Below are 11,100 nucleotides of genomic sequence, written 5' to 3'. Positions count from 1 at the left end.
GTGATGCCGAGGCGATCGCCGCGTCGGCTATCGGAGCTCGGATGGGCTCGCGGGCGCCTCGACAACGCGGACAGGGATTCCGCCCTTGACGTTGCGCAGCGTCACCAGCCGGACTTCCTCCAGCGCATTGCCGGGCTTGCCGTCCGACGTGACCGCCAGCGCGATATGGTTGCGGCCGCGATGGTTGAGGATGCCCTCTGGGATCGGAAAAATCCGCTGCGGACCGACATGGGCGATGAACTGCCCCATGTTCCACCCGTTCACGAACAGCAGCGCGCGATAGTCGACCGGCGAGCGGGGCTTGGCGGGATCGCCGAACTGGACGGCGATCGTGGCATCCTGGCCCTTGGGCACGGCGAGGGTGAATTCGGTCCGATACCAGCTGGTGCCCGGCTGTGCCTTGGCGGCCGGCAACCTTGTCGCCGTCCAGCCGCTGTCGTCGAAGCCCGGCAAGTGCCAACCGACGCGCTCCCCGTAGAGGCCGCCGCTGTTGGCGACGCCGCGGATCGGGTCGGCCAGCTCTTCGCCGCCGCGGCGGCCCTGGATCTTCCACGCGATCGGCACGGCGAAGCTGGGGCCGGCCCGCGGCTCGACCGAGACCGAGATCAGCCCGCGCGCCTCCTTGTGGAAATCGTCGGAGTCGAGATCCCAGTTGTGGCCGTTGTTGCGGACCATCACCGAAAGCACATGCTCGCCGGGCGCCCGCGCCGCATCGGGAAGCACGAACTCCGCGACCCCGGTGGTGATCGGCCGCGGCAGCCCGCCGGGCGTCTCGCCCTGACCGATGAACCTGCCGTCGAGGAAGACCTGCACCAGCCCCGATCCGCCCGCGCCGTAATAGAGCCGGATGCGCTCCGCGTTCGGTCCCCCGGCGAAGCGGCCGCGATACCAGACGTCGCCCTCGTGGAAGCCATAGGCGTCCATCAGCATGTTGGGCTGGCCGTCGGGCCTAGCGGTGATGCTGGCATAGGCGCGGTTGTCGATCGCAAGCCAGCCGCTGTCGTCGAAATCGGGCGCTGCCTCGGGCGAGCCGGCCTTTACCTTCCAGCTGGCGAGCGCCGGCAGGACGAAGTCCGCCGGTCCGGCGAGCGGCCGTGTCGCCCTGCGGCTGCCGGCGGCACCGTCCGCCAGCTCCACGCGCGCGCCGTTCCAGGTGACGGTGCGCAGTCGTGCCGGCGCCCATAGCTCGAGTGGCGTTGCGGCCGCGGTGTCGCCGGTGAGCGCCAGCGTCGAGCCCTGCGCTCCGGCCGCGCGGACCAGCGCCGGGCCGCGTACCAGCACCGGCCCGGCCGCGGTGTCGTGACGCCAGAACTGCGCGCCACCAGCCTCGTCGGTCAGCAGCAGGGTGAGCGGCGGCCGCCCTCCGCCCTCGATGCGCACGCGGGCGAGGCCGGCATGGGCATAGTCGAGCATCAGGTCACCTTTCGACGCGTCGAAACGGTGGCGGACGTCGCCCTCGATCACCGTCACCGTCGGCGCGGCGCTATAGCGCAGCACAGTCTCGCCGCGCTCGCCGGCGCGGCCGTAGAGCAGCATCAGGTCGCCGCCGTCCTGCTGGATCGCCGCCTGCAGCTCGGAGGTGGAATAGACCAGCCGCTGGCCGCCCAGCGTCACCCCCGCCACCAGCCATTTCGCGTCGAAGCCGTCGAGCCGCATCGGCTCCGCCTGCGGAAAGCTGTAGCGGCCGTCGGGCAGGTCGGCAGTGATGGTGAAGCGGTCGTCGGTCGCGGCATTGGACGGCCGGTGCGTCACCATCAGGAAGCGCGCGTCGCTCTCCAGGCTACGGTTGTGATAGACTTGGATATCGGGCGAGGAGGCGGTCGCCGGCCCGGCCGGCACCATTCCCGCGAGGTCGGGGACCGAGGCGATCAGCCCGGCGAGCTGCTTCAGCTCCTCGGCCTTGGGGCGAAGCTCGCGCGCCTCCGAGATGGCGGCGCCGTAGTCATAGCTGGTGAAGACGACGGGCGCGGCCAGCCAGCCCCAGCTCGTCCCGCCGAACCCCATGTAGAAGCTCTGGATGTCGATGCCGTTGGCGAGATTGGTGCCGTAGAACACGCGCTGGAACCGCTTGCCGCGTTGGATGGCGTTGCACTCGTATCCGCCGTTCGATCCCCAATAGTCGAACCAGCCGCCGCCGAATTCCGCGAGGAAGCCCGGCGTGTCGGGGGAGGCGGAGGCGCCGCCCTTGGCCCCGCCCGGGCCGTAGAAGCCCCAGTCGGGCGCCGCCGATCCCCGGGTCGGCCGGCCGGCGACGGTGCAGGTGCCGCCGGGATAGCCGTCGAAGGCGTAGAGGTCGTTCGGCCCCTTCACCACGTTCGGCACGGTCGAGCTTTCCGGCACCCAATAGCCGTTGCGGCCCTGATCATTGTGGAAGATCGGCACGGTGATGCCGTCGACACGCGCCTTGGCATAGAGATGGTCCATGTAGCGCCGCTGCGCCGGGGTGGTCAGCGCCAGCTCGTTCTCGATCTGGTGCAGGATCACGGTGCCGCGGTGGCCCTTGCCGTCGCCGTTGATCTGGTGCCGCGCGATGATCGCGTTCACCTGCGTCAGCCATTCGTCGGCGGCGGCGAGATAGGCGGGATCGTCGGTGCGCGCGCGCCCGCGCTGGTTGACCAGCCAGCCGGGGAAGCCGCCGCGCGTCAGCTCTGCATTCACATAGGGGCCGGCGCGGGTGATGACGTAGAGCCCTTCCTCCTCCGCCATCGTCAGCACCCGCTCGACGTCGCGGATGCCGGTGAAGTCGTACACGCCCTGCTTCGGGCTGTGGTAGCCCCAGTCGAAATAGAGCGCGACGGTGTTGAACCCGCTCGCCTTCATCTTCTGGAGCACGTCGCGCCACAGGTCGGGGCTCGGCAGGCGGAAGGGGTGGAACTCGCTCGACCAGATCACCAGCCGCTTGCCGTCGATCATCAGCGAACGCGCGTCATAGGAGACACGGCCGAAGTTCTTGACCGGCGCGGAGAGGTTCTCGGTCTGCCGGGCGGTCTGCGCCGAGGCCTCGTGCGGCAGCAGTGCTGCGGCAAGCAGCAGGGCGAGCGGCGTCAACTTTATCTTGAAGGCATCAACCGCCACGACCGCCCCTCCATTTTCATCATATGATGTTGATATGCAAAATATGGGTATCTCGGGCGAACATTTCCGTCAAACGATGTCGTCTGTCGGCCAGGAACTCGGCCCGTGCGGGAGGCCTGCGCTTGCCATCGCGGCCCATGCGGATTAAGTCGCATGTCACGACACGGCCGCTCCGCGAGGGGCGGCCCTTATTGTTTCCGGAGGATTTTTTCGTGGCCCAGCCGCTGATGCCGCATGCGACCGCTTCCTGGCTGGTCGACAACACCTCGCTCTCGTTCGAGCAGATCGCCGACTTCTGCGGCCTCCATATCCTGGAGGTGCAGGCGATCGCCGACGACACCGCTGCGACCAAGCTCACCGGCCGCGATCCGGTGCGCGCGCACGAGCTCACGATGGAGGAGATCGAGAAGGGGCAAGCCGATCCCGACTATCGCCTCAAGATGCAGAAGGGGCCGGAGCAGGTCCGCCGCACCAAGGGCCCGCGCTACACGCCGGTATCGAAGCGCCAGGACAAGCCCGACGGCATCGCCTGGATCATCCGCAACCACCCGGAGATCTCGGACGGCGCGATCGGCAAGCTGATCGGCACCACCCGCAACACCATCGCTGCGATCCGTGACCGCACGCATTGGAACATCGCCAACATCGTGCCCAAGGACCCGGTGACGCTGGGCCTGTGCTCGCAGCGCGAGCTCGACGCGCTGGTCGCTAAGGCGGCGAAGGCGGCAGGCCTCGAGGCGCCGACCGACGAGCGGCTGGCCGGCGATCGCGAGGCGCTGATCGAGCAGCTCCGCGCCGAGCGCGACCAGGCGACCCGCGATGCCGAGATCGCCGCGGGCGATGGCGAAGAGGCGCCCGTCGAGCATACTGCCGAGACTCTGTTCAAGCAGTAAAGCTTTCTCCTGAGCCCCTCCCGTGAAGGGGAGGGGCTAAGCGCAGCACGTGACCTGACCCGTCCGGAACGATAAGCTCCCGCAACGACGGCCGCCGATTCACTGGCCGAGCGGAAAGGAGCCTGCGGATGTGTGACGAGCTGACCGCCGAAGACAACGACCGCCTGCTGGCGAGCGATGCGCTCACCCGTCGCCGTTTCGGGGTGATGGCGGGCGCCGCTGGTCTAGCCGCGCTGCTGTCGTCCCCCGCCGACGCCAAGGAGGTCGCCGGCCGCGACGTCACCATCGACACTCCGGACGGCAAGGCCGACGCCTATTTCGTCGCGCCGACCGGAGGCAAGCATCCCGGCGTGCTGGTGTGGCCCGACATCATGGGTCTGCGCCCCGCTTTCCGGCAGATGGCGGACCGGCTCGCGCAGTCGGGCTATGCCGTGCTGACGGTCAACCAATTCTACCGTTCGACCAAGGCGCCGATCTTCAGCCCCGGCGAATCCTTCGACCAGCCGGCGGTGCGCGAGCGGATGGGGCCCTGGCGCGCCAAGCTGACTCCGGATGCCGTCGTCAGTGACGGCAAGGCCTTCACCGCCTTCCTCGATGCGCAGCCGCAGGTCGACACCAAGCGCGGCCTGGGCAGCACCGGCTATTGCATGGGCGGTCCGATGGTGCTCCGCACCGCCGCCGCGGTTTCGAACCGGGTGCAGGCGGGCGCGTCCTTCCACGGCGCGGCGCTCGTCACCGATGCGCCCGACAGCCCCCATCTGCTCGCCCCTCGACTCAAGGGCAGCTATCTGTTTGCGATCGCGGAAAACGACGACCAGCGCTCGCCGACCGACAAGGACAAGCTGCGCGAGGCCTTCGCCGCCGCCAAGGTCCCGGCCGAGATCGAGGTCTATGCCGGCGCGATGCACGGCTGGTGCCCGCCCGACAGCCGGGTCTACAACCAGGCGCAGGCGGAAAAGGCCTGGGCGCGGCTGCTGGCGCTGTTCGAAAAGGCCTTGTGACGATCGAGGAGAGGACGATGAGCGATCTGATCTTCTACACCAACCCGCAGTCGCGCGGGCGGATCATCCGCTGGATGCTGGAGGAAGTCGGCGCCGATTACGAGACCAAGGTGCTCGATTTCGAGCGCGGGTTGAGGGGCGACGAGTATCGCGCGGTCAACCCGATGGCCAAGGTCCCCTCGATCGTCCACAAGGGGCGGACGGTGACCGAATGCGCCGCGATCTGCGCCCATCTCGCCGATGTCTTTCCCGACGCGGGCATGGCGCCGCCGACCGACGATCGCGCCGATTATTACCGCTGGCTGTTCTTTGCCGCCGGCCCGGTCGAGCAGGCGGTGAGCAGCCGCGCCGCCGGCTGGGAGCCGAGCGAGCAGCAGCAGCGGATGTTCGGCTTCGGCTGCTACGAGCGCACGATCGACACGTTGGAGAGCGCGGTGAGCGGCCTCGGCGAGCGCTGGCTGACCGGCGATCGCTTCAGCGCGGCCGACCTCTATGTCGGCGCGCATCTCTCCTGGGGCACGGCGTTCGGGACGATCCCCAAGCGTGATGCGTTCATGGCCTTCGTCAATCGGGCGGCGGCGCGCCCGGCGGCGATCCGCGCCAACGAGCTCGACGATGCGCTGATGAACGAGCCGGCCTGACGCGCTTGGGTTCGCATGTGACACGCAAATCCCGTTCGCCCTGAGCTTGTCGAAGGGCTGTCCTTCTTCTTCAAACGCCGGAGAAAGAAAGGACAGCCCTTCGACAAGCTCAGGGCGAACGGGTGGGACGGGAGCCGTTCCGCAGCGCCTCGAGCCGCGCGGGCAGCCGGTCGAGGATCGCCTGCCGCCGCGCGTCGGTGATGCTGGACCATTCCTCCACCTCGTCTCCGCTGCGTCCGCAGCCGAGGCACCAGCCGGTGGCGGGATCGAGCACGCAGACGTTGATGCAGGGGCTCTGCACCCTTGCCGGCTCGGAATATTCGAAGAGATCGTCGTCCATTGATCGCGGGGCGAGCTACGCCCCGAGCTTGACCTCGAGGAACGCCGGCACCGGACCGTTCCAGCCCTCGTCCGGCCCGTCGTCGCGGCTCTGGCGGCGGTCGTCGCGGCGCGGCCGCTTCGCCTCGCGCGCCGGAGCGGTAGGCTCTGCCTCGCGCCGCGGTTTGCGCTCACGCGGCGCCTCAGCCTCGCCGGCTGCCTTCTCGCCGCGCCGGACCCGCTTGGGTTTCTCGCGGTCTTCGGTTTCGACCGTCTCGCGCGGGATGGTCTGGCCGGTGAGCTTCTCGATGTTCTCGATGTTCTCGGCGTCCTCGGACGTCACCAGCGTATAGGCGGTGCCGGTCGCGCCCGCGCGGCCGGTGCGGCCGATGCGGTGGACATAGTCGTCGGGATGCCAGGGCGCGTCGAAGTTGAAGACGTGGCTGACCCCCTTGATGTCGAGCCCGCGCGCGGCGACGTCGGAGGCGACGAGGATGTTGATCTCGCCGCGCTTGAACAGCTCGAGCTCGGCCAGGCGCTGCGGCTGCTCCATGTCGCCGTGGATCTCGCCGGAGCGGTAGCCGTGACGCTTCAGGCTCTTGTTGAGCTCGCGCACCGTGGTCTTGCGGTTGCAGAAGACGATCGCGGTCGAAACATTGTCGCGGTCGATGAGCGCGCGCAGCGTGTCGCGCTTCTTCATCGTCGTGGTCTGGACCAGCTTCTGCGTGATGTTGGTGTTGGTCGTCGCCGGCCGCGCGACCTCGATCGTCTTGGGGTTCGACAGGAACTTGTCGGCCAGCTTCTTGATCGGCGGCGGCATCGTCGCCGAGAACAGCAAGGTCTGCCGGGTCTTGGGCAGCTTGGTGCAGATTTCCTCGATGTCGGGGATGAACCCCATGTCGAGCATCCGGTCGGCCTCGTCGATCACCAGCAGGTCGCAGCCGGTCAGCAGGATGTTGCCGCGCCCGAACAGGTCCATCAGCCGCCCCGGCGTCGCGATCAGCACGTCGACGCCCTTCTCCAGCGCCTTCACCTGGTCGCCCATCGACACGCCGCCGATCAGCAACGCCATCGAGAGCTTGTGGTACTTGCCGTATTTCTCGAAATTCTCGGCCACCTGCGCGGCGAGCTCGCGCGTCGGCTCGAGGATCAGCGAGCGCGGCATCCGCGCGCGAGACCTACCCTGCGCCAGGATGTCGATCATCGGCAGCACGAAGCTGGCGGTCTTGCCGGTGCCGGTCTGGGCGATGCCGATCAGGTCGCGCATCATCAGCACGCTGGGGATGGCGCTCGCCTGGATCGGAGTCGGCTCGGTGTAGCCGGACTCCGTCACCGCGCGCAGCAATTCGTCTGAAAGGCCGAGATCGGCGAAGCTCATGAACGATGTCCGGAAAGGGGCGCGAGGGCCGCGCCTCGATCAGCTTCGCGCGCTCGCGGATTTATCGGCGATTGTCAAGCTATCGGCTTGGGACGAGCGCGCTGAATGACTCGATCCGGCACTCGCCGCCGGCCCGCGAGCGGATCGAATCGCGGCTGGCGCAGACCTTCCCGTCGGGATTCATGCGCACATAGAGGCCGGAGTAGAAATCGAGCGCCGGGCAATCGTCGCCGAAGCGCGCGCGCAGCCGCTTGCCGTTGAGCAGCAGCAGGTCGACCCGGTCGGTCCCCGCTATCGTCGCGCCCGCGAGCGTTTCCACCGGCACGCATTTGTCAGTCTTGCGCTCGACCCAGCGGATCGGCGGCAGCGGGGCGGCGGGCGGGGCGGCAGCGATCGATGCGCGCCCGACTGGCAGCCGCGGGATGCGGATGATCAGCCGCTGCTGGATCGTCACCTCGGTGATCGTCTCCCGCTCGGACTGCATCTGACGACGCTGCTCGCCACCGGCGGCTCCGGGGACGGCAAGCGTGGTGAGCAGGAGCAGCGGAAGGCGAACGTCTGGCATGATGTCGGCGAAAATATGGAATCCTGCGATTGAACCCTGCATGAATTGGCGGCCGAGGCACGCCATGCTAGCGGCGGCCACGCCATGACGCCAGTGCAAGCCCAGCTCGTCGAAGCGCTGCGATCCCGCTTCGGGGCGAGGATCGCGGTCACCGATCCCGTCGACATCGCGCCGTGGCTGACGGACTGGCGCGGCCGCTACCGTGGCGTCGCGCCGGCGCTGCTGGCGCCCGCCTCGACGGCGGAGGTCGTCGCGGTGGTCGAGGCGGCGCGCGAAGCACGGGTGCCGCTGGTGCCGCAGGGGGGGAACACGTCGATGGTCGGCGGCGCGACCCCGCCGGCCGACGGATCGGCGCTGATCCTGTCGCTGCGGCGGATGAACCGGGTGCGGAGCGTCGATCCGGACGCCAATCTCGCCGTCGCCGAGGCGGGGGTGATCCTGGCTGACCTCCATGCCGCCACCGAGGCCGTGGGGCGGCGCTTTCCGCTGACGCTGGGCAGCCGCGGGTCGGCGACGATCGGCGGGCTCGCCTCGACCAATGCCGGCGGCACGCAGGTGCTGCGCTGGGGGACGATGCGGAGCCTGATCGCCGGGCTGGAGGCGGTGCTGCCCGACGGCTCGGTCCATGATGGGCTGGCGGCACTCAAGAAGGACAATCGCGGCTACGACCTCGACCAGCTGCTGATCGGTTCCGAAGGCACGATCGGCGTGATCACCGCCGCGACGCTGCGGCTGGCGCCTGCGATCGCCGCGCGCGCCGTGGCCTGGGCCGCCGTCGCCACGCCGCATGCGGCGCTCCGCCTGCTCCGCCTGATGGAGGCGGAGAGCGATGCGATCGAGAGCTTCGAGATCATCCCGGGCGAGACGCTGGCGGTCGTGCTCGGCCATGTCCCCGACACCCGCTCACCGCTCGCCGGCAAGCACGCCTGGCATGTGCTGATCGAGGCGGTGGCGGGTAATCTCGACCGCGAACCGCCGGCGGTGCTGCTCGAACGCCTGCTCGCCAGGGCATTGAATGAAGGGCTGGTCGATGATGCAACGATCGCTGCGAGCGAGGCGCAGGCGGAGGCCTTCTGGCGCATCCGCCATTCGATCTCGGAGGCCGAGCGGGCGCACGGCCCCCAGCTCGCGCACGACATCTCGGTGCCAGTCGAGCGGATGCCCGATTTCCTGACGACCGACGCCCGCGCGATCGAGGCGGCATTTCCCGGCACCACGGCGAACGGCTTCGGCCATCTGGGCGACGGCAACGTCCATTTCCATGTCCACGCCCCCGCGGGTGCCGACGCGGCCACCTGGTATGCCGAGCAGGCGCCGGCGATTACCCGTCTCGTCCACGACCATGTCGTCGCCGCGGGCGGATCGATTTCGGCGGAGCATGGCATCGGCCAGATGAAGCTGGCCGAGCTCGAACGGCTGGGGCCGCCGGCACGCCTTTCGGCGCTCCGGGCGATCAAGGTCGCGTTCGATCCGGCCGGTCTGTTCAATCCCGGCAAGCTGGTGCGCCTTGCGCCGCCGACTTCGGGCGCATCATAACGGCGATCCGTTCCGCAAGAGGGGAGCATCATGGCACTGGGGCCATTTGTCCGTGACGACCGCTATTCCACCGTCGCGATCGCCTTTCACTGGACGATCGCGCTGCTCGTGCTGTTCAACCTGGCCGTCGGGCTGTTCCACGACGGCCTGCCGCGCGAGTGGCAGCTGATGCCCCTGCACAAGGCGGCCGGCATCACCGTGCTGGTGCTGAGCCTCGGCCGGCTCGCCTGGCGGCTGATGCACCTGCCGCCGACGCGTGCCACCAACATCGCGCCGTGGGAGCACCGCTTCGCGCTCGTCGTGCACTGGACGCTCTATTTCCTGATGATCGCGATGCCGCTGACCGGCTGGGCGATGTCGTCGATCGGTCACGACGGCAACCCGCCGCGGCCGCTCACCTGGTTCTTCCTGTTCGCCATTCCATATCTGCCGGTATCGCCGGGCATGGCGGATTTCGGCCATGAGGCGCATGAGATCCTGGGCTATCTGATGACCGCGCTGGTGCTGCTCCACGTCGCCGCGGCGCTGCGCCATCACCTCGTCCGGCGCGACGTGACCCTCGTGCGCATGCTACCCATATTGCGACCGCGCGAAGGCTGACACACAAAGATACAAATCAGTGCCTTGAAGGCGTGTAACCGTTTGCCTATATCCGTGTTGTACGGCTTCGTGTCCCCCCTTTCGCGAGGTCGTACGGCACGCCTGCGGGCGTGTCTCCTCCCTGAACCTTGGCCGCCTCGGGCTTGTCCCGAGGCGGTTTTTTTATTCCGCGGCGATGGCGGCGGGGGCGATCTCGTCGGCCAGCGCGTCGATGATCTCGCGCAGCAGTCTGGCGGTCGCGCCGAAGCCGGGGCCGGGTTCGCGCAGCTTGGCGTCGAGATAGCTCGACCGGTCGATTTCGACCTGGATCGCATGCACGCCGCGTGCCGGTGCGCCATGGCGATCGAGGATGTGGCCGCCGGGATAGGGAGCGTTGAGCGCGACTGCATAGCCTGCATCGCGCACCACCCCTTCGATGCGATGGACGAATCGCGACCCGGCCGTGCGCCCGAAGCGATCGCCGATCACCACCCGTGCAGCGGACGGGGCGGCGATTGGCGGCATCGAATGGATATCGAGCAGCACCGTCGTGCCGAATCGCGCCCTTGCGGACTGCAGCGCCGCCGCCAGCGCCGCATGGTAGGGCCGGTGATCGGCGACGATCCGCGCGACGACCTCCTCGCCCGACAGCCGCCTGAGCCACAGTTCGCCCGCGCCGCTCACCCGCCGCGGCACCAGGCCGAGTCCGCCCTTCACCTTGGCGGAGACGAACGGCATCGTCATCGTCGAGGCGCCGTCGTCGAGCCGAGGGTCGCGGTCCTGCTCGCCGCGGTTGAGATCGATCCAGGCCCGCGCGCGCCTGGCGATGAAGGCGGTCTCCACGCCCAGCGCAGCCTCCGTCAGCCGATCGATATAGCGATCCTCGAGAGGGATCAGCGAAGCGAGCGGCACGCGCAGCGCCTCCTGCAGCACCGGCGGATAGTCGCGCCCGCCGTGCGGCACCGACAGCACCACCGGGCTCACCGGCTCTACGGGACCGAGGCGCTCGAACGGCGGAATGTCGATCGGACTCACGTCGGCAACGGTATCTGTCCTGCTGCCAACCTGCAACGCCGTGTGGAACGGCTGGAAAATCTTAAGCCCTGGGCTCATA

General features: G+C 68.6%; 10 protein-coding genes. 5 read left to right on the top strand and 5 right to left on the bottom strand.

Annotated elements, in window-relative coordinates; translation table 11 throughout:
• Positions 1-27: 27 nt before the first annotated feature.
• On the bottom strand, positions 28-3,048 hold the full coding sequence (locus LZK98_RS18545; protein WP_319937568.1) for a glycoside hydrolase family 35 protein: 3,021 nt from the start codon (positions 3,046-3,048) through the stop codon (positions 28-30).
• A 254-nt stretch (positions 3,049-3,302) separates the two neighbouring features.
• Between LZK98_RS18545 and LZK98_RS18540 the strand changes: the two genes are divergently transcribed.
• From LZK98_RS18540 to LZK98_RS18530, 3 genes are all read left to right on the top strand, one after another.
• Entirely contained in the window at positions 3,303-3,968 is a 666-nt protein-coding gene (locus tag LZK98_RS18540; RefSeq protein ID WP_233786637.1) for a DUF1013 domain-containing protein, read from the top strand.
• 128 nt (positions 3,969-4,096) lie between these two features.
• Positions 4,097-4,969 carry a dienelactone hydrolase family protein gene (locus LZK98_RS18535; protein ID WP_233783988.1) on the top strand — a complete coding sequence of 291 codons (873 nt, stop codon included), beginning with the start codon at positions 4,097-4,099 and terminating at the stop codon, positions 4,967-4,969.
• Positions 4,970-4,986: 17 nt separating this feature from the next.
• Positions 4,987-5,610 (top strand): glutathione S-transferase family protein, encoded by a 624-nt coding sequence (locus tag LZK98_RS18530; protein ID WP_233783987.1) that lies wholly within the window; start codon positions 4,987-4,989, stop codon positions 5,608-5,610.
• Between the two features lie 109 nt (positions 5,611-5,719).
• Here the strand turns inward: LZK98_RS18530 and LZK98_RS18525 are convergent, their stop codons facing one another.
• From LZK98_RS18525 to LZK98_RS18515, 3 genes are all read right to left on the bottom strand, one after another.
• A complete protein-coding gene (locus tag LZK98_RS18525; RefSeq protein ID WP_233783986.1) occupies positions 5,720-5,950 on the bottom strand; it encodes a DUF1289 domain-containing protein in 231 nt (76 codons plus the stop codon).
• 15 nt (positions 5,951-5,965) lie between these two features.
• Positions 5,966-7,306: a DEAD/DEAH box helicase gene (locus LZK98_RS18520; protein ID WP_233783985.1), complete on the bottom strand. Its 1,341-nt coding sequence runs from the start codon at positions 7,304-7,306 to the stop codon at positions 5,966-5,968.
• A 79-nt stretch (positions 7,307-7,385) separates the two neighbouring features.
• Positions 7,386-7,871, bottom strand: a complete 486-nt coding sequence (locus tag LZK98_RS18515) for a hypothetical protein (protein ID WP_233783984.1) — start codon at positions 7,869-7,871, stop codon at positions 7,386-7,388.
• An 84-nt stretch (positions 7,872-7,955) separates the two neighbouring features.
• Here LZK98_RS18515 and LZK98_RS18510 point away from each other — a divergent pair, with 84 nt between their 5' ends.
• Both LZK98_RS18510 and LZK98_RS18505 read left to right on the top strand, forming a co-directional pair.
• Complete coding sequence (locus LZK98_RS18510; RefSeq protein ID WP_233783983.1) at positions 7,956-9,407, top strand: FAD-binding oxidoreductase; 1,452 nt, start codon at positions 7,956-7,958, stop codon at positions 9,405-9,407.
• Positions 9,408-9,437: 30 nt separating this feature from the next.
• Positions 9,438-10,007, top strand: a complete 570-nt coding sequence (locus LZK98_RS18505) for a cytochrome b (RefSeq protein ID WP_233783982.1) — start codon at positions 9,438-9,440, stop codon at positions 10,005-10,007.
• A 162-nt stretch (positions 10,008-10,169) separates the two neighbouring features.
• On the opposite strand, the gene LZK98_RS18500 is transcribed toward LZK98_RS18505, so the two are convergent.
• Complete coding sequence (locus LZK98_RS18500; protein WP_319937516.1) at positions 10,170-11,099, bottom strand: N-formylglutamate amidohydrolase; 930 nt, start codon at positions 11,097-11,099, stop codon at positions 10,170-10,172.
• Between the last annotated feature and the right edge of the window lies 1 nt (position 11,100).

This window comes from Sphingomonas cannabina, from assembly GCF_021391395.1.
Lineage (GTDB): Bacteria > Pseudomonadota > Alphaproteobacteria > Sphingomonadales > Sphingomonadaceae > Sphingomonas > Sphingomonas cannabina.
The sequence above is the reverse complement of the archived record's forward strand: the minus strand, read 5'-3'. Positions and strand labels throughout refer to the sequence as shown.

What these genes read in the sequence shown, in the direction of transcription:
- LZK98_RS18540 (WP_233786637.1), top strand. Translation starts at nt 3,303, where the DNA reads ATGCCGCATGCGACCGCTTCCTGGCTGGTCGACAACACCTCGCTCTCG.
- LZK98_RS18535 (WP_233783988.1), top strand. Translation starts at nt 4,097, where the DNA reads ATGTGTGACGAGCTGACCGCCGAAGACAACGACCGCCTGCTGGCGAGC.
- LZK98_RS18530 (WP_233783987.1), top strand. Translation starts at nt 4,987, where the DNA reads ATGAGCGATCTGATCTTCTACACCAACCCGCAGTCGCGCGGGCGGATC.
- LZK98_RS18525 (WP_233783986.1), bottom strand. Translation starts at nt 5,950, where the DNA reads ATGGACGACGATCTCTTCGAATATTCCGAGCCGGCAAGGGTGCAGAGC.
- LZK98_RS18520 (WP_233783985.1), bottom strand. Translation starts at nt 7,306, where the DNA reads ATGAGCTTCGCCGATCTCGGCCTTTCAGACGAATTGCTGCGCGCGGTG.
- LZK98_RS18515 (WP_233783984.1), bottom strand. Translation starts at nt 7,871, where the DNA reads ATGCCAGACGTTCGCCTTCCGCTGCTCCTGCTCACCACGCTTGCCGTC.
- LZK98_RS18510 (WP_233783983.1), top strand. Translation starts at nt 7,956, where the DNA reads ATGACGCCAGTGCAAGCCCAGCTCGTCGAAGCGCTGCGATCCCGCTTC.
- LZK98_RS18505 (WP_233783982.1), top strand. Translation starts at nt 9,438, where the DNA reads ATGGCACTGGGGCCATTTGTCCGTGACGACCGCTATTCCACCGTCGCG.
- LZK98_RS18500 (WP_319937516.1), bottom strand. Translation starts at nt 11,099, where the DNA reads ATGAGCCCAGGGCTTAAGATTTTCCAGCCGTTCCACACGGCGTTGCAG.